Genomic DNA, 24,675 nt, shown 5'->3' with positions numbered 1-24,675 from the left:
CCGCCGATCGGCGGCGCAGGCGTGGAGCGGGCCCGGCGACGCCGCCGGGATCCCCGCGTCCCCCGGGGCGGCGCGGCCCACCGGCCGCGGCGTGTGCCGGGGAGGTTTACGGGTAACCCGGCCGGGTGATCGGGAACGCACACCCTGTGCGGTCGGATGGCGCCCGGACGTGTGAACGTCGGCGGATGCCTCGTTGCGGAGAGTGGTCAGGTAATTGTCGGAGTGTCAGTTCATCGAACCGACTAATGCGACAATTCGGAACAACGGCCCGAGGTCGGCGCTCGACTTCGTGACCCGCGAAACGGTTACGCGTTGTAGGAGGTGTGGGGCAGATGACGGCGTTCAACCGCGATCTACCTGCTGTCCCGCAGATCTACGAGCGCTCTCAGCAGGGCATTCGTGACGCTGTGCGGTCCGATCACTACCGTAACGAGGTTGCGCAGCGTCACCGCCGGAGGTCTAGGCTGTCTGCTGTTCCCGATGATCCATCCATTTCTAGTGATCGAGAATTCGACGTGACGAGTGCGTTGACGCTGCCCACGGGCGGCCAGCTGGCGTCGTCCTGGCCGGAGGCGCCCACCGGGTCCCAACCCCTGCCGTTCGAGCTGGACCACCTTCTCGCCCTCCGGGTACCCGGGCTGATCGCCACCCGCCGTCACATCCACTCGCACCCCGAGCTCTCCGGCGAGGAGTTCGAGACCGCCGCGCTGATCGCCCGGGAACTCTCCCTGGCCGGGCTGAACCCGCGGCTGCTGCCCAAGGGCAACGGGGTCATCTGCGACATCGACGGCCGCCCGGACGGTCCGGTGGTCGCGCTGCGCGCCGACATCGACGCGCTGCCGCTGACCGACGTCAAGGACGTGCCGTACCGCTCCACCGTGGACGGGGTCTGCCACGCCTGCGGGCACGACGTGCACACCTCGATCATGCTCGGCGTGGGCATGCTGCTGGCCCAGCTCGCCGACCTCGGCGAGCTGCCCGGGCGGGTCCGGCTGATCTTCCAGCCGGCCGAGGAGATCCTGCCCTGCGGCTCGCTCGAGGTCATCGAGGCCGGCGGCCTGGACGACGTGGTGCAGATCTTCGCGCTGCACTGCGACCCGAACCTGCCGGTCGGGCAGATCGGCCTGCGGGTCGGCCCGATCACCGCGGCCGCCGACAACGTCACCGTCCGGCTGACCGGGCCGGGCGGCCACACCGCGCGGCCGCACCTGACCGTCGACCTGGTCGACGCGCTCGGCCGGCTGATCACCGAGGTGCCCGCGCTGGTGAGCCGCCGGGTGCCGGCCAACAGCGGGTTGCTGCTGGTGTTCGGCCACGCCTCGGCCGGCACCCGGTACAACGTCATCCCGTCCGAGGCGTGCGCGGCCGGCACCCTGCGGGTGATGGACCGCGACACCTGGGAACTCGCCCCCAAGATCGTGGGTCAGGTGATCCGGGACGTCATCGCGCCGACCGGCGCCACCGTCGACCTGGAGTACCTGCGCGGACGCCCGCCGGTGAGCAACGACTCCCGGGCCATCGGAGTGCTGACCGCCGCCACCGCCGCCGCGCTCGGCCCGGAGGGCGTCGCCGAGACCCCGCAGAGCATGGGCGGCGAGGACTTCTCCTGGTACCTGGAGTACGTGCCGGGCGCGCTGGCCCGGCTCGGCGTCGGCCGCTCCGGCCCGAACGTGGACCTGCACCGCGCCTCGTTCGACGTGGACGAGCGGGCCATCCCGGTCGGCGTACGCGTCATGGTGCAGACCGCGCTGCGGGCACTGGCGGCGGCGCGCTGATCGGCGGCGCCGGCTTGCGACGGCGCCGCCGGCGCAGCACCACCAGCAGCACCGTCAGCGGTACGCCGAGCGCGATCAGCCAGGGCAGCAGCGCGCCCAGCACGGTCAGCAGCAGCGTCATCGAGACGAGGAAGACCTTCCAGCCGCCCTCCAGCCCGACCAGGAAACCGGCCTCCGGCTCCTCCTCCGCGGTGGTCGCGTCCGGGCCGACCAGCGACACGGTGATGGTGGACAGCGCGGTGAGGTCGGCGAGCCGGCGCTTCTTCGCCTCCAGCGAGGCGAGATCGGCCTCCCGGCGGGCCAGCTCGTTCTCCAGCGACACCAGGTCGGTGATCGAGGTGGCCCGGGCGAGCAGGCGGCGGGCGTTCTCCACCCGGGCGCGCTGGCTGGTGATCCGGGCGTCGAGGTCGATCGTCTCCTCGGTGACGTCCTCGGTCTTGATGTCCCGGCGCTGCTGGCGGCCCAGCTTCGCGATCTCGTCGACGACCTCGGTGAACTTCGCCGCCGGCACCCGCAGCTCCAGCTCCGCCACCGCGTCGGCCGCCGAGCTGCGCCGCTCGTCACCGCCGACGAAACCGCCGGCCCGGGTGGCCGCGGCCACCGCCTCCCGCGCGGCGGCGTCCACATCGTCCACCTGCACCCGCATCGTTCCGGTGTAGATGATCGCCCGCTGGTCGATCCGCAGGTCCGGCGCGCCGGCGCCGGCCTGCTCCGGCGCCCCCGGACCGGCCTGCTTCTGGTCCGCCGGGGCACCCCCCTCCTGGCCGGCCGGCGCGCCGGCCGCCGAGTCCCGGGCGCTGCCCGAATCGCCGCTCCCGCAACCCGCGAGCGCCAGCAGCGCGACGAGACCCGCCGCGACCAGCGCCGTCCCGCGGCGACGTGCTTCTCGTCCGTCCATCCCCGTCCCTTCCGTCACCGCCCCGCTCCGGGGCGATACCTCAGACGCGACGCGTCGGCACGTCGGTTCCGGCAGACTGCGCTCAGGACGTCACGATTCGATAATCGAGGAGTCACGATGCAGCTCACCAAGTACGCCCACTCCTGCGTACGGCTCGAGCACGACGGGGGAGTGCTGGTCATCGACCCGGGCGGGTTCAGCGAGCCGGTGGCGCTGGACGGGGCGGACGCGGTGCTGATCACCCACGAGCACCCCGACCACGTCAACGTGGAGGCGCTGGTCCGCCAGCTCGACCGGCGGCCGGTGCCCGTGTACGGGCCGTCCTCGCTGGCCCGCACCCTCGGCGAGGCGGCCGAGGCGCTCGAACCGGTCGAGGCGGGCCAGTCGTTCACCGCCGCCGGCGTGGCGGTCCGCGCCTACGGTGGGCGGCACGCCGTGATCCACCCCGACATCCCGGTGGTGGACAACCTGGGGTACCTGGTCAACGACGTGGTCTACCATCCCGGCGACTCGCTGGTCGTCCCCGACGACGTGCAGGTCGACACGCTCTTCGCGCCGATCCACGCGCCCTGGTCGAAGTTCTCCGAAGTGGTCGACTTCATCCGGGCGGTCGCCCCGCGACGCGCCTTCGCCCTGCACGACGCGCTGCTCAACGACAACGGCTACGGCGTACTCGACCGGCAGTACACCGCGCTGTCCAACTGCGAGTACCAGCGGTTGGAGCCGGGTACCAAGATCGACGGCTGAGGCGATGGCCGGCCCCTCCCGCGACCTCGTCCAGCAGCTCTACAGCACGCCGCCCGACCGGTTCGTCGCGGCCCGCGACGCGGCCGCCGCCGAGGCGCGTCAGGCCGGCGACCCGAAGACCGCCCGGGAGATCGCCAAGCTGCGCCGCCCCACCGTGGCCGCCTGGCTGGTCAACCTGCTCGCCCACCGCCGTCCCGAACTGGTCGCCGACCTGGCCCAGCTGGCCGAGGCGCTCCGTTCCGCCCAGCGGGAGCTGCGCGGCTCCCGGCTGCGCGAACTCTCCGCCCAGCGCCGGGCGGTGGTCGGCGCGCTGGTCGGCGAGGTCCGCAAGCTGGCGGCACAGACCGACGGGGCGCCGCCGGCCGGGAAGCTGCCGCTGGCCGAGGTGGAGGCGACGTTGAACGCCGCGCTCTCCGACACCGAGGTGGCCGAGCAGGTCCGCGCCGGCCGGCTGCTGCGGGCGGCCAGCTACGCCGGCTTCGGCGAGGTGCCCCGCCCGCAACTGCGCCTGGTCACCGGCGGGGAGGAGGCGGAACCGGAGCCGCCGCGCCCGGAACGCGGCCGTCCGGACCGGGCCGCCCTCCGGGCGGAGCAGGCCGAGCGGGCCGCCCGGGCGGAGCGGGCGCGGCAGCGCCGGGCGCTGGAGAAGGAGCTGGCGAAGGCGCGTACCGAGCAGGAGCGGGCGGAGGCGGAGCTGGCCGACGCGGCGGCGGCCGAGCGCGACGGCGCCGCCGCCCTGGACGCCGTGGAGGCGGAACTGGCCGAGCTGGAACGCCGGCGGGCGGTGGTCGAGCAGGAGCTGAGCCGGTCCAAGCTGGCCCGCCGCGCGGCCGAACGGTCGCTCACCGCCGCCCGCCGCCGCACCGGCGAGGTGGAGGCGGCGGTGGAGGCGCTGGACGCCGAAGAGGGGGGCTGACGACGCGGACGGGGCACGGCAGACTGGTCCCCGATGAGCGGACGGCGGGGAGCGGGCGGATGACGCCGGAACAGGTCGCCGCGGCCAGCAAGCCGATCGTGCTCGAACTCGGCGACGCGTACACCCGGTGCCCGACCACGCTGCGCCGGGCCCGGCTGCTCGGCATCTCCGGCTGGGCGTTCTACATCACCGGTCGGGCCGGCGCGCTCGGCGACGTCCGGGCCGAGACGGTGGCCGCCGCGCTCGGTTTCATCGAGCCCGGCGCGGTGGCCGACGGCTGGGACGGTGCGGCCCGGACCATCCGGCCCTTCGAGGTGGCCCTCGCCAGCCTGGTCGAGTGCTGCCGCTGGGGCGACGAGCGGCTGGCCACGTCCCCCGGCGTGGAGCGTCTCGCCGACCTGCTCGAACGGGCCGTCCTCGCCGCCGACGCCAGCGGCATGCCGCTCTTCGCCGCCTGGCGCGCGGTGACCATGCCCGGGGGGACCCCGGGCGCCCGCGCCGCCGCCGGGCTGCGCCTGCTCCGGGAGCACTTCGCCGGTGCGCACCTGCTCGCCGTACGGGCCAGCGGGATGAGCCCGCTGGAGGCGGTGCTGGCCGGGCCGGAGGGGGAGGCCGGCGCGGTGGCCTGCGGCTGGCCGCCGCCGTACCCGCCGGTGGGGCCGCTGGTGCGGCGGCGGCTCTGGGCCGAGGCGGTGACCGACCGGCTGACCACCGCCGCGTTCGCGGCGCTCGGCCCGGCCGACGGCACCGAGCTGCTGGAACTGCTCACCGCCACCCGGGCCCACCTGAGCCCCCGGTGAGACCGGGCCCGGCCGGGCCCCCGGTAATTCGGCGGCGCTCCCCCGGCCGGCCTGCCAGGATCACCCCCGTGAATCTCCCCGCCGGATGGACCGCCCGCCGACCCACCCTCGACGACATCCCCGCGATCCTGGCCGTGGTGCACGCCGCCGACACCTTCGCCGTCGGCTACCCCGACTTCGACGCCGACGACGTGCGGGACGCGCTCACCGCACCCTTCGTCGACCCGCAGCGCGACTCCTGGCTGGTCACCGACCCCGAGGGCGCGGTGGTCGGCTGGGCGATCCTGTCGAACCCGACCGGCGTGGGCCGCGAGTTCGTCGAGGTCTACGTCGACCCGGAGCGCGGCGAGGAGGTGCGCGCCCCGCTGCTCGCCCGGCAGCTCGACCGGATCGCCGAACGGGCCGCCGAGCGGGGCCGGCCGGAGCTGACCGTGCGCACCGCGGTGTTCGCGCCGGAGACGCGCTGGGCGGCCGAGCTGGCCGAGGCCGGGTTCCGTCGCGCCAAGCGGTACGTGCGGATGCGCCGGGAGCTGGCCGACCTGCCCGCCGAGCCGCCGCTGCCGCCGGGCGTGACGGTCCGGCCGCTGCGCGCCGGCGACGAGGCCGACCTGCGGCTGTTCCACCAGATCTACGACACCGCGTTCCGGGACACCCTGGACTACGAACCGGCCGGCTTCGACCGCTGGCGCGAGGCGCTCCGCGCGCACGGGACGCTCTGGGACGAGTGGTTCTTCGCCGAGGTCGACGGGGTGCCTGCGGGGGCGTTGCAGTCCTCCGACCAGGCGCTGGAGCAGGACGAGGGCTTCGTGCGGACGCTGTCGGTGCTGCCCGCGTACCGGCGGCGCGGGGTGGGCGCGGCGCTGCTGTGGCGGGCCTTCACGACGTACGCCGAGAAGGGGCGCAAGTACGCCGGGCTGGGCGTGGACCTGACCAACCCGACCGCCCCGGTGACGCTCTACCGGTCGGTCGGGCTGCGCGAGGTGCGCTGGACGGACATGTACCAGCGGGTCGTACCCGCCACCGGTGTGTGATTGACGACCCTGGCCGGGGCCGCCTGGCCGGGCGGTCCCGGCTGGGAGCAGACTGTGGGTCGTGGGATACGCGCGGCTAGGCCGAAGCGGTGCCGGTGGGGCGGGACCGCAGCTCGGTGACGTAGTCGTCCGGGGCGCCCGCCTTCTCGGCGGCGTTCGCGATCTCCGAGAGGTACCACGAGGTGGGCAGGCCGCCCTCGTAGCCGTCGAAGACGTAGATCCACGCGGTGACGTCCCCGTCGAGGGTGGAGACCCGCACGTGCAGCTTGCGGTACGTGCCGGCGGTCACCCCCTCGATCTCGTCGAGCTGGGCGGCGTCGTACGGGTGGATGTCGTAGAGCGCCACGAACACCCGGTCGCCGGGGGACTCGACGACGGTGCTGACCGCGCCCTCCCAGCCGATCACGTCCTCGCCCGCGAAGGTGAGCCGCCAGCCCTCCAGCCAGCCGGTGCCCACCATCGGCGAATGCGGACAGTAGGCGCGCATCCGGGCGGGGTCGAGGTTTGAGCCGTAGGCGGCGTAATGACGCACGGCGATGACGATAGCCCGGCCGGCGGGTGGGGGAGAATACGACGGTGCGTGTCGAGCGCGTTCGGGAGAAGAAAGTCACTGTGAGCATCGACGAAGGGCGAGCGCTGTGAGCCGGATCGTGATCATCGGCGGTGGGCCGGCCGGGTACGAGGCGGCGCTGGTCGCCGCCCAGCTGGACGCTGATGTCACCGTGGTGGAGGCCGAGGGCGCCGGCGGGGCGTGCGTGCTGTCCGACTGCGTCCCGTCGAAGACCTTCATCGCCAGCTCCGAGGTGGTGACCGGCTACCGGGACACCGAGGAGTTCGGCGTGCACTCCGACGGGCTGGAGGCGGTCACCGTCGACGCCCGGGCGGTGCACGAGCGCGTCAAGCGGCTCGCCCTGGCCCAGTCCGCCGACATCCACGCCAAGCTGCTCAAGGCCGGGGTGACCTTCGTCGCCGGCAGTGCCCGGCTCGGCGAGGACACGCTCGGTCACACCCACCGGGTGGTCGTCACGCCGGCCGGGGGCGGCGCCGAGTACTCGATCGACGCGTCCACGGTGCTGGTCGCCACCGGCGCCACGCCGCGCCAGCTGCCCACCGCCGTACCGGACGGCGAGCGCATCCTGACCTGGCGCCAGGTCTACGACCTGCCCGAGCTGCCCGAGCACCTGATCGTGGTCGGCTCCGGCGTCACCGGCGCCGAGTTCGCCAGCGCCTACCTGGCGATGGGCGTCGAGGTGACCCTGGTCTCCAGCCGCGACCGGGTGATGCCGCACGAAGACGCCGACGCGGCGATGGCCATCGAGCGGGTCTTCCGCAACCGGGGCATGAGCATCCTGAACAACTCCCGCGCCGACGCGGTCCGCCGGACCGACGACGGCGTCGAGGTCGAGCTCTCCGACGGCCGCAAGGTGTACGGCTCGCACGCGCTGATCGCCGTCGGTTCCATCCCGAACACCGCCAACCTGGGCCTGGCCGAGTACGGCGTCGAGCTGGCCAAGGGCGGCTACGTCACGGTCGACCGGGTCTCCCGCACCAACGTCCCCGGCATCTACGCCGCGGGCGACTGCACCGGCGTGCTGCCGCTGGCCAGCGTCGCGGCCATGCAGGGCCGGATCGCGATGTGGCACGCGCTCGGCGAGGCGGTCCGGCCGCTGCGGCTGCGTACCGTCGCGGCGAACGTCTTCACCGACCCGGAGCTGGCCACCGTCGGCGTCTCCCAGGACGAGGTGGACGCCGGCAAGATCCCGGCCCGGCAGGTGATGCTGCCGCTCTCCGGCAACGCGCGGGCGAAGATGGCCGACCTGGCCGACGGCTTCGTGAAGCTCTTCTGCCGGCCGGCCAGCGGCCAGGTGATCGGCGGCGTGGTGGTCGCCCCGAAGGCCAGCGAGCTGATCCTGCCGATCACCATGGCGGTGGAGAACAACCTCACCGTCAACGAGCTGGCCCAGACCATCACGATCTACCCGTCGCTGTCCGGCTCGATCACCGAGGCGGCCCGCCAGCTCATGCTGCACGAGCTGGAGTGACCGGCGGTCAGTCCCGGCACTCCAGGCCGACGAGGCCGCGATCGTGCGACGCGGGCCGCAGCGGCAGCCGCTCGGGTCGGGCAGGGCGCTGCCGCCGCGTGCCGAACCAGAGCGCCACGGTGGCGAGCAGGGCCACCTCGGCGAGGATGAGCAGGCGCTCGATCAGGCCGAGCAGGACCCGGTCGCCGGGGTAGGCCGACCAGACCATCACCGCCGCCAGGGCCAGGCTGGCCAGGGCGAACCCGCGTACCCAGCGGCCGGTGGCCGCCGGCAGCCGCCGGGCGAGCAGCCAGCCGCCGACCGGCAGCGCCAGGAAGGCGACCACCGAGGCGTACCGGTGCACGTAGGCGGCGGTGTCCATGGGGAGCCCGGGCTCGTTGGTCGGGACGATCGCCGCGAGCAGCAGCCCGCCGACCCAGGCGGCCAGCAGGATCTCTCCCAGCCGCCCGCCCGCGATCCGACCCGGCCGGGGCCGGCGGTTGTCGGCGGGTGTGACGGCGCGTCGCAGGGCGGGCAGGAGTGCGGCGGTGGCCGCCGCCAGCACCACCATGGCCACGTCGATCACGCCGCCCCGGTCGGAGACGGCGTAGTCGCTGACGGTCAGCGACCAGGGATCCAGGTCCTCGTTGACCTCGAGATGACCGATCACGGCGAGCAGCGCCGCCAGGGCGATGCCGCCGAGGGCCAGCAGGCCGCTGTTCCGGGTTCCAGGCATGCCTCAGCCTGCCGCCGTGGGCGCCTCAGGCGGATCCGGGACGACCACCGAGATCGATCCCGGGGGCGACCCCTAGAGGTCACGCCACGTTGAGGTGGATGTTCCCGATCCTGGCGACCACGTCGAGGTGACCACCGAGGCCCGTGACGTACGCCCGCAACGTGTCGAGGTTGGTGTGTTCCCCGTTCTCGATCTGGCTGATCCGTGCCTGGGAGAGACCTGCCGCCTCGGCCAACTGGCTCTGGGTCATGCCCAGTTGGCGGCGGATCTCTGCCAGCTGGGCGCCGCTCACCGAGGCCAGCATCTGCTCGCGCATCCGGCCGCGCCGGGCCACCCGGTCGGGCTGCTCCCAGGTCGGGTCCAGCTCGCGTGCCCGGGCCTTGACGTCCCGCCAGTCCGATCCGCTGGTCATCGCTCCGCTTCCTTCAGTGCGATCAGGTGCTCCTGGAACCGCGCGTCCGCCAGTGGCACGGCGACGCGGTACCAGCTCTGCCATTGTCCCGACTTGTCGCCGGCGACCAGGAACACCGCCTCCCGCAGCGGGTCGAAAGCGAAGATCATCCGAACCTCCGTCGAGCCGGCCGAGCCCGGCCGCAGTTCCTTCATGTGGTGGAACGAACTCCCTTTCAGCCGGTCGACCAGGGGCCGCCCCAGAGCCGGCCCGTGCTCGGCGGGGAGATCGATGGCCTCGCTGATGAGGTCGGCGCTGGCCGGATCGTTCCTGCACGGCTCAAGGAACCACGCTTCCACCTCGGGATGCAGCCTGACGTCCCACACCCGGCAATATAAGCCCAGCTTATACCGGTGCGGCCCGAGACACGCTCAGTCGGCGGTCGCCTCAGCCGGGGTGGGGGACTGCTGGCGGGCGCTGAGCAGGGTCATCGCCCAACCGGCGGCGGCGAACCCGAGCGCCGCCACCCCGGCGACCACGGCCAGCCGCCAGGCCGACCCGGTCAGCGCGGTGCCGCCCAGGTGCCCGACCAGCGCCCCGTACGACGCCCAGGCCAGTGCGGCCAGCGTCTCGTAGAGCAGGAAGAGGCGGTACGGGTACCGGCTGCGCCCGGCGGAGAAGCAGGCCGCCATCCGCCCGCCGGGCACGAACCGGCAGAGCAGGATCACCAGCGGGCCGGGGCGGCGCAGTCCCCGGGTGACCCGGCCGGCGACCCGCCGGGCCCGGCCCGGTCGGCCGGGACGGGGCGGTCGGTGGTCGGGCGCGCTCCGGCCGAGCAGGTAGCAGACCAGGTCGCCGGCGAAGACGCCGAGCGCGCCGACGGCGATGGTCAGCGGCAGGTTCAGCCCGCCGTACACGGTCAGCGCGCCGCTGGTGATCATGACGACCTGGGTGGGGATCACCGGCACGAAGGCGTCCGCGACCAGCAGCCCGAGCAGCACGAGGTACGCCCAGGTCGGTGACGCGACCTCAGTGAGTAGTTCGGGCACGACTGCCACCTCGCCGGACGGGGCCGAATGGGTGTACCGAGCCTGACGCCTCCGCCGGCGTCGTCGGGAACGGCCCTGGCCGGTGGTGACCGCCGACACGGCTGCGCCACCCCGGGTTCAACGACCGGACGCCCGGGCCGTGACGCGTGCGCCGGCGGTCGGCGGATCGGCCGCCGTCGGCGTACCGTTGTCGGCGCGCGGCCCAGGACCGTCGGGTCCCCCGTTTCCGACGGCGGGTCGCCGTGGGCCGCCGGCAGGTCCCGTGCGGGCGGCCCACCACCGCCTCCCGTCCGCCCGGCCGCGCTCCGGGAAATGCGGGTGCGCTCCGCGCCGCGGCCGGCGTACCGTCGCCGCATGCGCAGTGCGGTGCTGACCACGACGCCGGGAGACCCCGGCGCGCCGTACTGACCTGACCGTCGACGAGGCCCCGGGGCGATCCGCCCCGGGGCCTCGTGGCGTTCCGGACCGGCTCGCCCGTGGGGCGTACCCGAACCAGGAGCGCGACATGATCGATCACCGCAGGCTCGGCCGGGAGCTGGACCTGTTCGTCTCCGACCCGCTGGCCGGCGCCGGGCTGCCGATCTGGCTGCCGGCCGGCGCCGCCGCCCGGCACGCCGTCGAGGAGTACGTGCGGGAGCTGGAGCGCCGGGCCGGCTACCGGCACGTCTACTCCCCGCCGCTGGGCAAACGGCAGCTCTTCGAGATCTCCGGCCACCTCGACTACTTCGCCGACGACATGTTCCCGCCGATGCGGCTCAGCGCCGACGACGAGTTCGTGCTCCGGCCGGCGCTCTGCCCGCACCACGCCCTGGTCTACCGGGCCCGGGGCCGCTCCTACCGGGAACTGCCGCTGCGCATCGCCGAACTGGGCGGGATGTACCGGGCCGAGCGCTCGGGGGTGCTGGGCGGGCTGTCCCGGGTCCGTGCCATCTCGCTCAACGACGCGCACAACTTCTGTGCCCTGGAGCAGGTGGGCGCGGAGGTCGGCGCCATCCTCGGGCTGATCCGCGCGGCGCACGCGGCGCTCGGCGTACGACCCGCCGGCTACCGGCTGTCGCTGCGCGGGCCGGAGCAGCGCTACGTCGGCGACGACGCGCAGTGGGCGCGCGCCGAGGAACTGCTGCGGGAGGCCCTGGCCGGGGTGGAGTACGCCGAGGCGCCCGGCGACGCCGCCTTCTACGGTCCGAAGATCGACATCCAAGTCGTGGACGCCGCCGGCCGGGAGTCGACCCTGTCCACCGTGCAGCTCGACTTCGACAAGCCGGCGAAGTTCGACCTCTGGTACACCGACGCGGACGGGGCGCGGCGCCGGCCGGTGATGGTGCACCGGAGCCTGGTGGGCAGCATGGAGCGGCTCTTCGCGTACCTGATCGAGGTGCACCAGGGCGCGTTCCCGGCCTGGTACGCCCCGGTGCAGCTGGTGGTGCTGCCGGTCGACGACGGGCAGGCCGAGGCGGCGGACCGGTTCGCCGCCGACGCCTTGGCGGCCGGGCTGCGGGCCGAGGTCGACCGCGCCGGCTCGCTGGGCGCCCGGGTACGCGACGCCGCCCGGCGCCGGCTGCCGTACGTCGCGGTGATCGGGCCCCGGGAGGCCGCCGACGGACGGGTCTCGCTGCGGCTGCGCGACGGCCGCGGGCTGGACCCGATGCCCGCCGGCGACGCGCTCGGGCTGGTCGCCGGGGTGGTGGCCGCCCGCTCGGCGGACCTGCTCGGCGTCGGCTGAGCCCGCGCCGGGCAGGTCGCCGGCGTCCCCGGCCCGGTCGGTTCCGACCCGGGCCGGGGCGTCCGGCCGTAGCGTGGCGGTCAGGAGGGGACCGTGGCCCACGCAGCTGTCGCGCACCGCACCGTCGACGTCGACGGGATCGACGTCTTCTACCGGGAGTCCGGGCCGCCGGACGCCCCGGTGGTGCTGCTGCCGCACGGCTACCCGTCGTCGTCGTTCCAGTTCCGCAACCTGCTGCCCGCGCTCGGCGACCGGTGGCGGGCGATCGCACCGGACCTGCCCGGTTTCGGCTACAGCGACACGCCGGACCCGGCCCGGTTCGGGTACACCTTCGACGCCTACGCCGCGCTGCTGCGCCGGTTCACCGAGGTGCTGTCGCTCACCCGCTACGTGATCTACCTCCAGGACTACGGCAGCCAGTTCGGGCTGCGGCTGGCGATGGCCGCGCCGGAGCGGGTCGCCGGCCTGGTCATCCAGAACGGCGACATCTACCCCGACCAGCACGGCCCCAAGTACGAGCCGCTGAAGCGGTTCTGGCGCGACCCCACCGACGAGGGCCGGGCCCGACTCGCCGAGGCGGTCAGCGAGGCGGGCTTCCGCGGCGAGTTCCTCGGCGAGCTGCCGGACCGGTTGACCGACCGGGTCAGCCCAGACCTGTGGCGGCTGTCCTGGGCCCAGGTGCGGGCCGAACCGGCGCGGCGGGACGCCCTGGTCCGCCTCCTGGCCGACCAGGGCAGCACCGTCGCCTGGTTCCCCCGCCAGCAGGAGTACCTGCGCAGCCACCGGCCGCCGACGCTGATCGTGTGGGGACCGCACGACGGCTACATGCCGGCCGGCGCGGCCCGCGCCTACCTGCGGGACCTGCCCGACGCGGAGCTGCACCTGCTCGACGGCGGGCACTGGCTGCTGGAGACGCACCTCGACGAGGTGGTGCGCCTGCTGCGGGGCTTCCTCGACCGGGTCCACCGCTGACCGTCACCGCGCCACCGGCTCGGCGTCGACCTCGTCGACCACCGGCTGGGCGAACTGGGCCTGGTACAGCCGGTGGTACGCGCCGCCGGCGGCGAGCAGCTCCTCGTGGGTGCCCTGCTCGACGATCCGGCCGTCCTCCATCATCAGGATCAGGTCGGCGTCCCGGATGGTGGAGAGCCGGTGCGCGATCACGAAGCTGGTCCGGTCCGAGCGCAGCGCGGCCATCGCCCGCTGGAGCAGCACCTCGGTACGGGTGTCGACCGAGCTGGTCGCCTCGTCCAGGATCAGCAGCGACGGCTCGGCGAGGAACGCCCGGGCGATGGTGATCAGCTGTTTCTCGCCGGCGCTGACGTTGCTGCCCTCCTCGTCGATCACCGTGTCGTAGCCGTCCGGCAGGCTGCGGACGAACCGGTCCACGAAGGTGGCCCGGGCGGCGGCCAGGATCTCCTCGTCGGTGGCATCGGGCCGCCCGTAGGCGATGTTGTCCCGGATGGTGCCGCCGAAGAGCCAGGTGTCCTGGAGCACCATCCCGATCCGGCCGCGCAGGTCGTCGCGGCGCATCGTGGTGACGTCCACCCCGTCCAGGGTGATCCGGCCGGCGTCCAGCTCGTAGAAGCGCATGACCAGGTTGACCAGGGTGGTCTTGCCGGCCCCGGTCGGCCCGACGATGGCCACCGTGTGCCCCGGCTCGGCCACCAGCGACAGGTCCTCGATCAGTGGCTTGTCCGGCTCGTACCGGAACGACACGTGCTCGAACTCGACCCGGCCGCGCGGGTCGCGGACCCGGGCCGGCTCGGCCGGGTCCGGGCTCTGCTCCTCGGCGTCGAGCACCGCGAACACCCGCTCGGCCGAGGCCACCCCGGACTGGAGCAGGTTGGCCATCGAGGCGACCTGGGTCAGCGGCTGGGTGAACTGCCGGGAGTACTGGATGAACGCCTGCACGTCGCCGAGGCTCATCGCCCCGGTGGCCACCCGCAGGCCGCCGACCACGGCGATCGCCACGTAGCTGAGGTTCCCGATGAACATCATCGACGGCATGATGATCCCGGAGATGAACTGGGCGCCGAAGCTGGCCTTGAACAGCTCCTCGTTCTTGGCGGCGAAGGCGGCCTCCACCTCCCGCTGGCGGCCGAAGACCTTGACCAGCTCGTGGCCGGTGAACGCCTCCTCGATCTGACCGTTGAGCTGGCCGGTGTGCGTCCACTGGGCGATGAACTGGCGCTGCGACCGCCTGGCGATCCGCTGGGTGACCAGCACCGAGAGCGGCACCGCGACGAGCGCGATCAGGGCCAGCAGCGGCGAGATCCAGAACATCATCGCCAGGACGCCGACCACGGTGAGCAGCGAGGTGAGCAGCTGGCTCAGCGTCTGCTGGAGGCTGGTCGAGATGTTGTCGATGTCGTTGGTGACCCGGCTGAGCAGCTCACCGCGCGGTTGCCGGTCGAAGTAGGGCAGCGGCAGCCGGTTGAGCTTCTCCTCCACGTCGGCGCGCAGCCGCTGCACGGTCCGCTGCACGACGCCGGTGAGCAGCCAACCCTGCCACCACATCAGCAGGCTGGCGGCGAGGTAGAGCCCGAGCGCCAGCAGCAGCACCCGGCCCAGCGCCGCGAAGTCGACGCCCACCCCGGGCACCACGTCCATCCGGGCGAGCATGTCGGCGAAGCTGTCGTTGCCGGCCGCCCGGGCGGCGGCCACGGCCTGCTCGGCGGTGGTGCCCTCCGGCAGTTGCCGGCCGATCACCCCGGTGAAGATCAGGTCGGTGGCGTGGCCGAGCACCTTCGGGCCGATCACGCTGAGCCCGACGCTGACCACCGCCAGCGCGATGATCGCGGTGAGCTGGAGCCGGTGCGGCCGGAGCCGGCCGAGCAGCCGCCGCGCGGACGGCCCGAAGGTCATCGACCGCTCGGCGGGCATCCCGGCACCCATCCACCCGGGGCCGCGCTGCCCACCGCCGGGCAACCGCTTCGGCGTCGGTCCGTCGGCCGCCGGCTTCTGCGCGGGTACGGCCGCCCGCGCTTCCTGCTGCTCGCTCATGCCGGCACCTCCGCCGTCTGCTGGGAGGCGACGATCTCCGCGTAGGTCGGGCAGGTCTTCAGTAGCTGTTCGTGTCGGCCCACCCCGACCACGCCCCCGTTCTCCAGCACGATGATCTGATCGGCGTCGACGATCGTGGAGACCCGCTGGGCCACGATCACCACGGCGGCGTCGGCGGTGACCGGCCGCAGCGCCGCCCGCAGCCGCGCGTCGGTGCCGAGGTCGAGCGCGGAGAACGAGTCGTCGAAGAGGTAGATCTCCGGCCGGCGGACCAGCGCGCGGGCGATCGCCAGCCGCTGCCGCTGCCCACCGGAGACGTTGGTGCCGCCCTGCGCGATCGGGGCCGCCAGCCCCTCCGGCATCGCGGCCACGAAGTCCCGGGCCTGGGCGATCTCCAGCGCCGCCCACAGTTCCGCGTCGGTGGCGTCCGGGTTGCCGTAGCGCAGGTTGCTCGCCACCGTGCCGGTGAACAGGTACGGCCGCTGCGGCACCAGGCCGATCCGGCGCCACAACTCGTCCGGCGCCAGCTCGCGGACGTCGACCCCGTCGACCAGCACCGCCCCGGCCGTCGCGTCGACCAGTCGGGGGACCAGCGACAGCAGGGTGGTCTTGCCGGCGCCGGTGCTGCCGACGATCGCCGTGGTGGTCCCGGCGGTGACCCGGAAGGAGACGTCCCGCAGCACCGGCTCGGCCGCGCCCGGGTACTGGAACCGCACCCCGCGCAGCTCCAACTCGCCGCGCGTCGGCACCTCGGTCACCGGGGCCGCCGACGGCAGCACCGACGAGTCGGTGTCCAGCACCTCGACGATGCGCTCCGCGCCGACCGCCGCGCGCGGGACCATCATCAGCATGAAGGTGGCCATCATGACCGCCATCAGGATCTGCATGAGGTACTGGAGGAAGGCGGTCAGCGCGCCCACCTGGATCGCCCCGGCGTCCACCCGCTGCGCGCCGAACCAGAGCACGGCGACGCTGGAGACGTTGAGCACCAGCATCACCACCGGGAAGACCAGCGCCATCAGCCGGCCGGTCTGCAACGCGGTCGCGGTCAGCTCGGCGTTCACGGTGGCGAAGCGGCGCGTCTCGTACGGCTCGCGGACGAACGCCCGGACCACCCGGATGCCGGTGATCTGCTCGCGCAGCACCCGGTTCACCGCGTCGATGCGGGTCTGCATGAGCCGGAAGCCGGGCACCATCCGCCGGGTCACCAGCCCCAGCGTGACGGCGAGCACCGGCACGCTGACCAGCATCAGCCAGGACAGCCCGACGTCCTCGCGCAGCGCCATCACCACGCCGCCGACGCTCATGATCGGTGCGGCCACCAGCATGGTGCAGCTCATCAGCACGAGCATCTGCACCTGCTGGACGTCGTTGGTGTTGCGGGTGATCAGCGACGGTGCCCCGAAGCGGGCGACCTCGCGGGCCGAGAACCGGTTGACGTGCGTGAAGACGGCGGCCCGGACGTCCCGGCCGAAGCCCATCGCGGTCCGCGCGCCGAGGTGGACCGCGCCGATCGAGCAGACGATCTGCGCCAGGCTGACCAGCAGCATCCAACCGCCGGTACGCAGGATGTAGTCGGTGTCGCCGCGGGCCACGCCCAGGTCGATGATGTCGGCGTTGAGGCTGGGCAGGTAGAGCGAGGCCATGGTGCCGACGAACTGGAGCAGCACCACCGCGGTCAGCGCCCGGTGGTAGGGGCGCAGGTGGTCGCGGAGCAGTCGGATCAGCACGCCGGGCCTCCCGGCAGGTCGGCGCGGCCCGTCACCGGCGGTTCCTCGGCGCTGCCGATGACCTCCAACAGGAACTCGCGGATCACGGCGGCCTTCGCCGGGTCGGCGTCGACCGAGGTGAGCGGGGGATTGGACTGGATCAGGGTGGTCAGCGACCCCAGCCGCTCCCGCCCCGCGTCGGTGATGGCGAGCCGGATGCTGCGCCGGTCGGTCTCGTCACGCTGCCGCTCGACCAGGCCGTCGCGTTCGAGGGTGTCGATGATGCCGGTCAGGGTGGCCGGCCGGACGAAGCAGCGTTGGGCGACCTCGCCATGCGGCAGCGCACCGTGCTTGGCGAGCGTCATCAGCGTGACCATGCCGGCCTGGGTGAGGTTGAACTTCTCCGCCAGCAGGCGGTTCCACCGCTGGCTGACCACATGGCCGGCGACCACCAGGAGCCGGCCGATCGGAACGTCGTCGAGGGTGACCAGATGCACGAGGACTATGTTAGCCCCCTAATCGTCAGGCCCCAAACGAAATAGCGGCGGCCACGCCGACGAAGAAGATCTGCTCCACTGTCCGCGGCCCGAGCGGGGTCGCCGGCCGGCCCCCCAGGGTCAGCCCACGCCGCACCGCCGAGACGTTCGCCGGGAACATGGCCAGCATCAGCAGGGCCAGTCCGCCCGCGGCCCAGCGGGCGGTCGCCGGCAGCAGCAGCCCGACCGCGCCCACCAGTTCCAGCACCCCGGTGACCGTCACCAGCAGGTCGGGTCGGGGCAGGGCGGGCGGCACCATCGCGATCATGTCGGCCCGGTAGCCGGGCGCGAAGTGCGCGACACCGGTCACCACGAACATGAGCGCGAGCCCCACCCGCAGCGCGGGATGCCAGCCGTCGAGCGCACCCAGGCCCAACAGCCCGGCCAGGCGGGCGAGCGCGGTGCCCGACACGAGTGCGATCAGTGGCGCCATCGGTACCTCCCAGGGAACGAATCTTGTCGCCGACAAGATTGCCGGCTACGGTGGCATCTTGTCAATGGAAAGATAGGATCGTCGCATGACCGGCAAACCTGGCTACCATCACGGCGACCTGCGGCGCGCCCTGCTCGCGGCGGCGGTGCAGGCGATCGAGGAGTCCGGCGTCACGGCGCTCAGCCTGCGTGACCTGGCCCGCCGGGCCGGCGTCTCGCACGCCGCGCCGGCACACCACTTCGGCGACAAGGCGGGATTGCTCACCGCGCTCGCCGTCGAGGGCTTCGACCTGCTGGCCGACCGGTTGCACGGCGCCGGCGACGACATGCTGGAGGCCGGTGTGGCGTACGTCGACTTCGCGGTCCGGCACCGCGCCCACTTCGAGGTGATGTTCCGCCCCGAGCTCTACCGGGCCGACGCCGCCGAGGTGCGGGCCGCCAACGCGCGGGCCCGCGCGGCGCTCTACTCGGGAGTGGCGGCGCTGCCGGGCCGGCGGGCGGTCGACCCGGGGCCGGACGCGCTGGCGGCCTGGTCGATCGTGCACGGCTTCGCCACGCTCTGGCTCTCCGGCGCGCTGCCGGCCCGGATCGGCGGCGATCCGCGCGGGGCGGCCCGGACAGTGATCTCCCGCCTCTTCGCCTGGTCTCCGGGCGGACATTGACCTATGTGACGGCCTTACTGTAAACAAGGTGCACCGATGCCTCGCGGAGGTGCCCGATGCGACGGTCCGTCCTGCTCGTGGTGGCCCTGCTCCTCCTGGCCACGGCGGCCCCGCCGGCCGCCGCCGGCCCAGCCCCCCGCTCGCCGGCCGGCACCGCGTCCGGGGCCGGCCCGACGACCCGGGCCGCGACCCCGGTGCAGATCTACGGCGCGTGGCACTGCGGCAACGACTTCTGCACCTGGGGCACGGTCCGCAGCGTCGCCGAGTTCGACGCCCAGAACCGCTGGTTGGTCGACCGGGGCGACGGCCGCCCCTCGGTCAACCTGGTGGTGCTCAGCTTCGTCAACCCGCTGGCACTGCTGCGGCAGACCACCGACCAGGCCACCCTGGACGGGGTGCCGCGGGGGATGACCCCCGAGATCGTCAACTACTTCACCTCGCGGGGCATCCGGGTCATGCTCTCCATCGGCGGGATCACCTACACCGACGACTGGGACGCCGCGCTCGCGGAGAACCCGACGCTGTTCGGCCAGCGCGCCGCCGCGGTGGCCACCCGGCTCGGCGTCGGCATCGAGATCGACTACGAGCAGAACACCGACCCGAACCTCACCGCGCTCCAGGCGTTCATCGACGCCTACCGGGCGGTGCACCCGTACGACGCCACCGGCGCCCGGCCGCAGGCCCGGCTCACCATCGACGTGGCGGCCGGTGACCGCTGGCTGATCGCGCTGAACCGCAAGGCGACCGCCGACTGGCTGCGCACCGACCGGCCGGTGCTCGACTACGCCAACGCGATGGTGACCGCCCGGCCCGCCTCGGCGAGCAGCGCGCAGGCCAACTGGCAGGAACACGTCGACGGCAAGCCGCAGTACAGCCCCCCGGTGCCGCCGCTGGCCCCGGCCAAGTTCACCGGCGGCATCTACATCGCCTACGGCGGTCGGCCGCTGCCCGAGTGCGTGGACTGGGCCACGTCGGTCCAGCGGGCCACCGCCCCGTACGTGCAGACGGTCGCCCCGAACGGCGCGGGCGCGACCGCCGGCATGCTCGGCTTCATGTTCTGGGCCGCCGAACGCCCCGCCACCCGGGGGATCGGCACGGTGCCGCCGTACACCTGCGAGGGCGGCGTCGGTGCCGGCGCCACCGCGCTGGACGTCCCGGTGCCGATGCCGCCGCTGCGGCAGAGCTGATCGGTACGGCGTCCGGGCCGGACGCCGTACCGACCGGCCGTTCACCAGCTGGTGGGCAGCGGCATCCCCTCGGTGTAGCCGGCGGTGCTCTGCACCCCGACCACGGCCCGCTCGTGGAACTCGGCGAGGTTGCGCGCCCCGGCGTAGGTGAAGGCGCTGCGGACGCCCGCGATGATCTCGTCGATCAGGTCCTCCACGCCGGGCCGGTTCGGGTCCAGGTACATCCGGGCCGAGGAGATGCCCTCCTCGAAGACCGCCTTGCGGGCCCGGTCGTACGGGCTGTCCTCGGCGGTGCGGGCGCTGACCGCCCGCGCCGAGGCCATCCCGAAGCTCTCCTTGTAGCGCCGGCCGTCGGGCTCGGTGTAGAGGTCGCCGGGGGACTCGTAGGTGCCGGCGAACCAGGAGCCGATCATCACGTTCGACGCGCCCGCGGCCAGCGCCAGCGCCACGTCCCGCGGGTGCCGTACGCCGCCGTCGGCCCAGACGTGCCGGCCCAGGTCGCGGGCCGCCGCGGCGCAGTCGAGCACCGCCGAGAACTGTGGCCGGCCCACCCCGGTCATCATCCGGGTGGTGCACATGGCGCCCGGCCCGACGCCCACCTTCACGATGTCCGCGCCGGCCTCCACCAGGTCGCGTACACCCTCGGCGGTGACCACGTTGCCGGCCGCCACCGGCACCGCCGGGTCCAGCTTGCGGACCGCCCGCAGCGCGGAGATCATCCGTTCCTGGTGCCCGTGCGCGGTGTCCACGACCAGGGTGTCCACCCCCGCCTCCAGCAGCGCCGCCGCCTTGCCGGTGACGTCGCCGTTGATGCCGATGGCCGCCGCGATCCGCAGCCGGCCCCGGTCGTCGACCGCCGGCCGGTAGAGGGTCGCGCGCAGCGCGCCCTGCCGGGTGAGCACCCCGACCAGCCGGCCCTCGGCGTCGACCACCGGAGCGAGCCGGCGCCGGCCGGCCGAGAGCCGGTCGAAGCCGGTACGCGGGTCGGCGTCCGCCGGCACGGTGTGCAGCTCCGTGGACATCACGTGGCGCAGCTGGGCGAACCGGTCGACCCCCACGGTGTCCGCCTCGGTCACCACGCCCAGCGGCCGGCCCGCCGGGTCGACCACGATCACCGCGCCGTGCGCCCGCTTCGGCAGCAGGTGGATGGCGTCACCCACGGTGTCGGTCGGGCCGAGCGTGATCGCGGTGTCGTGCACCAGGTGGCGCTGCTTCACCCAGCCGACGACGTTCGCCACCACCTCGATCGGGATGTCCTGCGGGATCACCGCGATGGCGCCGCGCCGGGCCACCGTCTCGGCCATCCGGCGTCCGCTCACCGCTGTCATGTTCGACACCACCAGCGGGATGGTGGTGCCCGTACCGTCGCTGGTGGCCAGGTCGACGTCGAGCCGCGAGCCCAGGTCGGAGCGGGCCGGCGCCATGAAGACGTCGTTGTAGGTCAGGTCGTGCGCGGGGACCGCGCCATGAAGGAACCGCACCCGGCCATCATCCGCGACCACCGCTCGGCCCGCCCCCGGTGGTCGCGGAAAACACCCTCGACCCGCCCCGCTCGACCGGTGGGCGGCCCGGTCAGCCGAGCAGCAGCGCGACGGCGAGCGCGGCCATCACGGCGGCGATCAGGCCGTCCAGCAACCGCCAGGCGACGGTACGGGCGAGCAGCGGGGCGAGGCGGTGCGCCCCGATGCCCAGCGCGGTGAACCAGACCACGCTGGCCAGCGCGGCGCCGACGCCGAACAGCCAGCGGTGCGGGTGCTGCTGGGCGATCCCGCCGAGGAGCAGCACGGTGTCCAGGTAGACGTGCGGGTTCAGGTAGGTGAAGGCGGCGCAGGCGAGCAGGGTCGCCCGCAGCGTGGCCGGCGGGCGTTCGGTGGGCAGCAGCGCGCCGGGGCGCAGCGCCCGGCGGGCGGCCAGAGCCGCGTAGCAGAGCAGGAACGCGGCACCGCCCCAGCGGATCGCGGTGAGCAGGACGGGCCGGCCGGTGACCAGGGTGCCGACCCCGGCGATGCCCGCCGCGATCAACAGCGCGTCCGAGGCGGCGCAGGTGACGACCACGGGCACCACGTGTTCGCGGCGCAGCCCCTGGCGCAGGACGAAGGCGTTCTGGGCGCCGATGGCGACGATCAGCGCGATGGACATGGAGAACCCGGCGACGGCGGAGGTGAGCACGGCGACGACGCTAGAGCCGCCGCCGAACATCAGTCCAGCTAAAGATCCTGAGGTGGCTTAAGCTGAACTTATGGAGGGTCTGGACTCGGCGCAGCTGCGGACGCTCGCCGCGGTGGTCGCCGAGGGCAGCTTCGAGGCGGCGGCCCGGCTGCTGCACATCACCCCGTCCGCGGTCAGCCAGCGGGTGAAGGCGCTGGAGGAGACCGTCGGCCAGGTGCTGGTCCGGCGTACCCGGCCCTGCTCGGCGACCGAGGCCGGGCGGCCGCTGCTGCGGCTCGCCGGGCAGCTCGCGCTGCTGGAGCGCGAGGCGCTGGCCGACGCGCGCGGCCCGTTGACCGGCGGCGGCCGGACCAGGGTCGCCGTGGTGGTCAACGCGGATTCGCTGGCCACCTGGTTCCCGGCCGCGCTGGCCCGGCTGCCGCAGCGGTCGGGGCTCTTCTTCGACCTGCGCCAGGACGACCAGGACCACACCACCGAGCTGCTCCGCGACGGCTCGGTGACGGCGGCCGTCACCGCCCAACGCGAGGCGGTGCAGGGGTGCCGGGTGATCCGGCTCGGCGCGATGCGCTACCAGGCGCTGGCCACCCCCGAGTTCGCGGCGGCCCACTTCGCCGACGGGCTCACCACGGAGGCGGTGACCGCGGCGCCGCTGGTGGTCTTCGACCGCAAGGACCGGGTGCAGCACCGGTTCCTGCGCGCCGTCACCGGCCACCCGCTGGAGCCGCCGGTGCACTACGTGCCGTCGGTGCCCGCCTTCAGCGAGGCGATCCGGCTAGGCCTCGGCTGGAGCCTGGTGCCCGAGCAGATCGCCGCCGCCGACCTGACCACCGGGCGCTGTGTGGACCTGGCGCCCGGCCGGCACCTGGACATCCCGCTCTACTGGCAGCACTGGCGGCTGGAATCGGACGTGCTGAACGCCCTCACCGCAGCCGTCCGCGCGGTGGCCGCCGAAACCCTGCGCTGACCGGCGCCGAAACCCCCGCGACCGGCCCGGGTGCGGCCGCCGGACCGGCCGGACGGCAGGGCACGCCCGGTGGCCCGGCGACGGTGCGGCTCGACCCGGCCGGGAGGCGTTCTGCCGGGGTGGGTGAAACGGGGAGCGGTCGCCCGCCCTCGGTCAGGCGATGGTGCAGATGGCCGCGCCCGCGGTGATCACCGCGCCGACCTCGGCGTTCAGGCCGCTGACCGTACCGGCCTTGTGGGCGTGCAGCGGCTGCTCCATCTTCATCGCCTCGAGCACCACGACCAGGTCGCCCTCGGCCACCGTGTCGCCGTCGGCCACCGCGATCTTGACGATGGTGCCCTGCATCGGGGAGGTGAGCGCGTCGCCGCTGACCGCGGTGCCGGTCTTGGCCCCGCCGCCCCGGCGGGCCGGCTTGCGGGCGGCGGGCGCGGCGGTGGCCGTACCCCCGCCGAGGCCGGCCGGGAGGGTGACCTCCAGCCGCTTCCCGCCGACCTCGACCACGACGGTCTCCCGCTCGGCCGGCGCCTCGGCGGCGCCGGCGGCGGCGGTGAACGGCGGGACGGTGTTGTCGAACTCGGTCTCGATCCAGCGGGTGTGCACGGTGAACGGCTCGGCGGTGAACGCCTCGTCCCGCACCACCAGCCGGTGGAACGGCAGCGCGGTGGCCATCCCCTCGACGACCATCTCGTCCAGCGCCCGGCGGGCCCGCTCCAGCGCCTCGGTGCGGGTCTCACCCGTGATGATCACCTTGGCCAGCAGCGAGTCGAAGTTGCCGCCGATCACGTCGCCGGCCGAGATGCCGGTGTCCACCCGCACGCCCGGGCCGCTCGGCAGCCGTAGCGCGGTGACCGTGCCGGGGGCGGGCAGGAAGTTGCGGCCCGGGTCCTCGCCGTTGATCCGGAACTCGATGGCGTGCCCGCGCGGCGTCGGGTCCGCGGTGAACCGCAGCTTCTCGCCGTCGGCGATCCGGAACTGCTCGCGGACCAGGTCGATGCCGGCGGTCTCCTCGGTGACCGGGTGCTCCACCTGGAGGCGGGTGTTCACCTCCAGGAAGGAGATGGTGCCGTCCGCGCCGACCAGGTACTCCACCGTGCCGGCGCCGTGGTAGCCGGCCTCCCGGCAGATCGCCTTGGCGCTGTCGTGGATCTGGGCGCGCTGCGCGTCGGTGAGGAACGGCGCGGGGGCCTCCTCGACCAGCTTCTGGTGCCGGCGCTGGAGCGAGCAGTCGCGGGTGCCCACCACGATCACGTTGCCGTGCTGGTCGGCCAGCACCTGCGCCTCGACGTGGCGGGGCTTGTCCAGGTAGCGCTCGACGAAGCACTCGCCCCGACCGAACGCGGCGACCGCCTCGCGGGTGGCCGACTCGAACAGGTGCGGGATCTCCTCCATGGTGCGGGCGACCTTCAGGCCGCGGCCGCCGCCGCCGAAGGCGGCCTTGATGGCCACCGGCAGGCCGTGGTCGACAGCGAAAGCGATCACCTCGTCGGCGCTGCCCACCGGGTCCGGGGTGCCGGGGACCAGGGGGGCGCCGGCGCGCTGGGCGATGTGCCGGGCGGTCACCTTGTCGCCGAGGTCGCGGATCGCCTGCGGGGTGGGGCCGATCCAGGTGAGCCCGGCGTCGATGACGGCCTGGGCGAAGTCGGCGTTCTCGGAGAGGAAGCCGTAGCCGGGGTGGACGGCGTCCGCCCCGGACCGGGCGGCGACGTCGATCAGCTTGTCGATGCGCAGGTAGCTCTCGGCGGCGGTGTCTCCGCCGAGGGCGTACGCCTCGTCGGCCAGCGTGGCGTGCAGGGCGTCCCGGTCGGAGTCGGCGTAGACAGCGACGCTGCCCAGACCGGCGTCACGGCAGGCGCGGATGACGCGTACGGCGATCTCGCCGCGGTTGGCGATGAGTACCTTGCGCACCTTGGGGGCTCCTCCCGG

The 24,675-nt window shown here is 73.8% G+C and carries 24 protein-coding genes; 11 read left to right on the top strand and 13 right to left on the bottom strand.

Annotated features, from left to right (window positions below; all coding sequences use genetic code 11):
• Nucleotides 1-515 precede the first annotated feature (515 nt).
• On the top strand, nucleotides 516-1,775 hold the full coding sequence (locus Q3W71_RS06080) for an amidohydrolase (protein WP_302918280.1): 1,260 nt from the start codon (nucleotides 516-518) through the stop codon (nucleotides 1,773-1,775).
• On the opposite strand, the gene Q3W71_RS06075 is transcribed toward Q3W71_RS06080, so the two are convergent.
• Nucleotides 1,732-2,673, bottom strand: coding sequence for a DUF4349 domain-containing protein (locus tag Q3W71_RS06075; protein WP_302918279.1), 942 nt, complete (start codon nucleotides 2,671-2,673; stop codon nucleotides 1,732-1,734). The two genes, Q3W71_RS06080 and Q3W71_RS06075, sit on opposite strands and share 44 nt — an antisense overlap.
• A gap of 117 nt (nucleotides 2,674-2,790) precedes the next feature.
• On the opposite strand from Q3W71_RS06075, the gene Q3W71_RS06070 reads away from it, so the two are divergent.
• The 4 genes from Q3W71_RS06070 to Q3W71_RS06055 all read left to right on the top strand — a co-directional run bounded on the left by Q3W71_RS06070 (nucleotide 2,791) and on the right by Q3W71_RS06055 (nucleotide 6,167).
• On the top strand, nucleotides 2,791-3,420 hold the full coding sequence (locus Q3W71_RS06070; protein ID WP_302918278.1) for an MBL fold metallo-hydrolase: 630 nt from the start codon (nucleotides 2,791-2,793) through the stop codon (nucleotides 3,418-3,420).
• A gap of 4 nt (nucleotides 3,421-3,424) precedes the next feature.
• Nucleotides 3,425-4,336, top strand: a complete 912-nt coding sequence (locus Q3W71_RS06065; RefSeq protein WP_302918277.1) for a hypothetical protein — start codon at nucleotides 3,425-3,427, stop codon at nucleotides 4,334-4,336.
• Between the two features lie 59 nt (nucleotides 4,337-4,395).
• Nucleotides 4,396-5,136 (top strand): hypothetical protein, encoded by a 741-nt coding sequence (locus Q3W71_RS06060; protein ID WP_302918276.1) that lies wholly within the window; start codon nucleotides 4,396-4,398, stop codon nucleotides 5,134-5,136.
• Between the two features lie 68 nt (nucleotides 5,137-5,204).
• Nucleotides 5,205-6,167: a GNAT family N-acetyltransferase gene (locus Q3W71_RS06055; RefSeq protein WP_302918275.1), complete on the top strand. Its 963-nt coding sequence runs from the start codon at nucleotides 5,205-5,207 to the stop codon at nucleotides 6,165-6,167.
• Between the two features lie 76 nt (nucleotides 6,168-6,243).
• Here Q3W71_RS06055 and Q3W71_RS06050 read toward each other — a convergent pair whose 3' ends face one another.
• A complete protein-coding gene (locus Q3W71_RS06050; protein WP_302918274.1) occupies nucleotides 6,244-6,699 on the bottom strand; it encodes a gamma-glutamylcyclotransferase in 456 nt (151 codons plus the stop codon).
• 106 nt (nucleotides 6,700-6,805) lie between these two features.
• On the opposite strand from Q3W71_RS06050, the gene Q3W71_RS06045 reads away from it, so the two are divergent.
• Complete coding sequence (locus tag Q3W71_RS06045) at nucleotides 6,806-8,209, top strand: NAD(P)H-quinone dehydrogenase (RefSeq protein ID WP_302918273.1); 1,404 nt, start codon at nucleotides 6,806-6,808, stop codon at nucleotides 8,207-8,209.
• A gap of 7 nt (nucleotides 8,210-8,216) precedes the next feature.
• On the opposite strand, the gene Q3W71_RS06040 is transcribed toward Q3W71_RS06045, so the two are convergent.
• From Q3W71_RS06040 to Q3W71_RS06025, 4 genes are all read right to left on the bottom strand, one after another.
• Nucleotides 8,217-8,924: a DUF998 domain-containing protein gene (locus Q3W71_RS06040; protein WP_302918272.1), complete on the bottom strand. Its 708-nt coding sequence runs from the start codon at nucleotides 8,922-8,924 to the stop codon at nucleotides 8,217-8,219.
• 79 nt (nucleotides 8,925-9,003) lie between these two features.
• On the bottom strand, nucleotides 9,004-9,336 hold the full coding sequence (locus Q3W71_RS06035; protein WP_302918271.1) for a helix-turn-helix transcriptional regulator: 333 nt from the start codon (nucleotides 9,334-9,336) through the stop codon (nucleotides 9,004-9,006).
• Nucleotides 9,333-9,701: a type II toxin-antitoxin system RelE/ParE family toxin gene (locus tag Q3W71_RS06030; RefSeq protein WP_302918270.1), complete on the bottom strand. Its 369-nt coding sequence runs from the start codon at nucleotides 9,699-9,701 to the stop codon at nucleotides 9,333-9,335. Before Q3W71_RS06030 ends, Q3W71_RS06035 begins: the two co-directional genes overlap by 4 nt.
• 45 nt (nucleotides 9,702-9,746) lie before the next feature.
• Nucleotides 9,747-10,364, bottom strand: coding sequence for a DedA family protein (locus Q3W71_RS06025; protein WP_302918269.1), 618 nt, complete (start codon nucleotides 10,362-10,364; stop codon nucleotides 9,747-9,749).
• Nucleotides 10,365-10,773: 409 nt separating this feature from the next.
• Here Q3W71_RS06025 and thrS point away from each other — a divergent pair, with 409 nt between their 5' ends.
• Together thrS and Q3W71_RS06015 are read left to right on the top strand one after the other, a co-directional pair.
• Nucleotides 10,774-12,087 (top strand): threonine--tRNA ligase, encoded by a 1,314-nt coding sequence (gene thrS, locus Q3W71_RS06020; protein ID WP_302918731.1) that lies wholly within the window; start codon nucleotides 10,774-10,776, stop codon nucleotides 12,085-12,087.
• Between the two features lie 93 nt (nucleotides 12,088-12,180).
• The gene (locus Q3W71_RS06015) at nucleotides 12,181-13,059 is read left to right on the top strand and encodes an alpha/beta fold hydrolase (protein WP_302918268.1); all 879 of its coding nucleotides are present in this window, start codon (nucleotides 12,181-12,183) and stop codon (nucleotides 13,057-13,059) included.
• 3 nt (nucleotides 13,060-13,062) lie between these two features.
• Here Q3W71_RS06015 and Q3W71_RS06010 read toward each other — a convergent pair whose 3' ends face one another.
• Genes Q3W71_RS06010 through Q3W71_RS05995 form a run of 4 tightly spaced genes read right to left on the bottom strand, consistent with a single transcriptional unit; the run spans nucleotide 13,063 to nucleotide 17,771 of the window.
• Nucleotides 13,063-15,093, bottom strand: coding sequence for an ABC transporter ATP-binding protein (locus Q3W71_RS06010; protein WP_302918267.1), 2,031 nt, complete (start codon nucleotides 15,091-15,093; stop codon nucleotides 13,063-13,065).
• Complete coding sequence (locus tag Q3W71_RS06005) at nucleotides 15,090-16,823, bottom strand: ABC transporter ATP-binding protein (RefSeq protein ID WP_302918266.1); 1,734 nt, start codon at nucleotides 16,821-16,823, stop codon at nucleotides 15,090-15,092. The genes Q3W71_RS06010 and Q3W71_RS06005 overlap by 4 nt, the downstream gene beginning before the upstream one ends.
• Nucleotides 16,817-17,299, bottom strand: coding sequence for a MarR family winged helix-turn-helix transcriptional regulator (locus tag Q3W71_RS06000; protein WP_302918265.1), 483 nt, complete (start codon nucleotides 17,297-17,299; stop codon nucleotides 16,817-16,819). The genes Q3W71_RS06005 and Q3W71_RS06000 overlap by 7 nt, the downstream gene beginning before the upstream one ends.
• Before the next feature lie 25 nt (nucleotides 17,300-17,324).
• Nucleotides 17,325-17,771, bottom strand: a complete 447-nt coding sequence (locus Q3W71_RS05995; RefSeq protein ID WP_302918264.1) for a DoxX family membrane protein — start codon at nucleotides 17,769-17,771, stop codon at nucleotides 17,325-17,327.
• Between the two features lie 85 nt (nucleotides 17,772-17,856).
• Between Q3W71_RS05995 and Q3W71_RS05990 the strand changes: the two genes are divergently transcribed.
• Nucleotides 17,857-18,432 carry a TetR/AcrR family transcriptional regulator gene (locus Q3W71_RS05990; protein WP_302918263.1) on the top strand — a complete coding sequence of 192 codons (576 nt, stop codon included), beginning with the start codon at nucleotides 17,857-17,859 and terminating at the stop codon, nucleotides 18,430-18,432.
• A 56-nt stretch (nucleotides 18,433-18,488) separates the two neighbouring features.
• On the top strand, nucleotides 18,489-19,619 hold the full coding sequence (locus Q3W71_RS05985; RefSeq protein WP_302918262.1) for a hypothetical protein: 1,131 nt from the start codon (nucleotides 18,489-18,491) through the stop codon (nucleotides 19,617-19,619).
• 41 nt (nucleotides 19,620-19,660) lie between these two features.
• Here Q3W71_RS05985 and Q3W71_RS05980 read toward each other — a convergent pair whose 3' ends face one another.
• Together Q3W71_RS05980 and Q3W71_RS05975 are read right to left on the bottom strand one after the other, a co-directional pair.
• The gene (locus Q3W71_RS05980; protein WP_302918261.1) at nucleotides 19,661-21,100 is read right to left on the bottom strand and encodes a GuaB1 family IMP dehydrogenase-related protein; all 1,440 of its coding nucleotides are present in this window, start codon (nucleotides 21,098-21,100) and stop codon (nucleotides 19,661-19,663) included.
• 91 nt (nucleotides 21,101-21,191) lie between these two features.
• On the bottom strand, nucleotides 21,192-21,788 hold the full coding sequence (locus tag Q3W71_RS05975) for a LysE/ArgO family amino acid transporter (RefSeq protein WP_302918260.1): 597 nt from the start codon (nucleotides 21,786-21,788) through the stop codon (nucleotides 21,192-21,194).
• A 70-nt stretch (nucleotides 21,789-21,858) separates the two neighbouring features.
• Here Q3W71_RS05975 and Q3W71_RS05970 point away from each other — a divergent pair, with 70 nt between their 5' ends.
• Nucleotides 21,859-22,752 carry a LysR family transcriptional regulator ArgP gene (locus tag Q3W71_RS05970; protein ID WP_302918259.1) on the top strand — a complete coding sequence of 298 codons (894 nt, stop codon included), beginning with the start codon at nucleotides 21,859-21,861 and terminating at the stop codon, nucleotides 22,750-22,752.
• Nucleotides 22,753-22,905: 153 nt separating this feature from the next.
• On the opposite strand, the gene Q3W71_RS05965 is transcribed toward Q3W71_RS05970, so the two are convergent.
• Complete coding sequence (locus Q3W71_RS05965; RefSeq protein ID WP_302918258.1) at nucleotides 22,906-24,657, bottom strand: biotin carboxylase N-terminal domain-containing protein; 1,752 nt, start codon at nucleotides 24,655-24,657, stop codon at nucleotides 22,906-22,908.
• Nucleotides 24,658-24,675 lie beyond the last annotated feature (18 nt).

Source organism: Micromonospora sp. C28SCA-DRY-2 (assembly GCF_030519475.1).
GTDB lineage: Bacteria > Actinomycetota > Actinomycetes > Mycobacteriales > Micromonosporaceae > Micromonospora.
The sequence above is the reverse complement of the archived record's forward strand: the minus strand, read 5'-3'. Positions and strand labels throughout refer to the sequence as shown.

Coding starts and splice junctions, on each gene's coding strand:
- Q3W71_RS05995 (WP_302918264.1), bottom strand. CDS start 17,771: ATGGCGCCACTGATCGCACTCGTGTCGGGCACCGCGCTCGCCCGCCTG.
- Q3W71_RS06010 (WP_302918267.1), bottom strand. CDS start 15,093: ATGAGCGAGCAGCAGGAAGCGCGGGCGGCCGTACCCGCGCAGAAGCCG.
- Q3W71_RS05985 (WP_302918262.1), top strand. CDS start 18,489: ATGCGACGGTCCGTCCTGCTCGTGGTGGCCCTGCTCCTCCTGGCCACG.
- Q3W71_RS06040 (WP_302918272.1), bottom strand. CDS start 8,924: ATGCCTGGAACCCGGAACAGCGGCCTGCTGGCCCTCGGCGGCATCGCC.
- Q3W71_RS06075 (WP_302918279.1), bottom strand. CDS start 2,673: ATGGACGGACGAGAAGCACGTCGCCGCGGGACGGCGCTGGTCGCGGCG.
- Q3W71_RS06065 (WP_302918277.1), top strand. CDS start 3,425: ATGGCCGGCCCCTCCCGCGACCTCGTCCAGCAGCTCTACAGCACGCCG.
- Q3W71_RS05990 (WP_302918263.1), top strand. CDS start 17,857: ATGACCGGCAAACCTGGCTACCATCACGGCGACCTGCGGCGCGCCCTG.
- Q3W71_RS06070 (WP_302918278.1), top strand. CDS start 2,791: ATGCAGCTCACCAAGTACGCCCACTCCTGCGTACGGCTCGAGCACGAC.
- Q3W71_RS06060 (WP_302918276.1), top strand. CDS start 4,396: ATGACGCCGGAACAGGTCGCCGCGGCCAGCAAGCCGATCGTGCTCGAA.
- Q3W71_RS05970 (WP_302918259.1), top strand. CDS start 21,859: ATGGAGGGTCTGGACTCGGCGCAGCTGCGGACGCTCGCCGCGGTGGTC.
- Q3W71_RS06035 (WP_302918271.1), bottom strand. CDS start 9,336: ATGACCAGCGGATCGGACTGGCGGGACGTCAAGGCCCGGGCACGCGAG.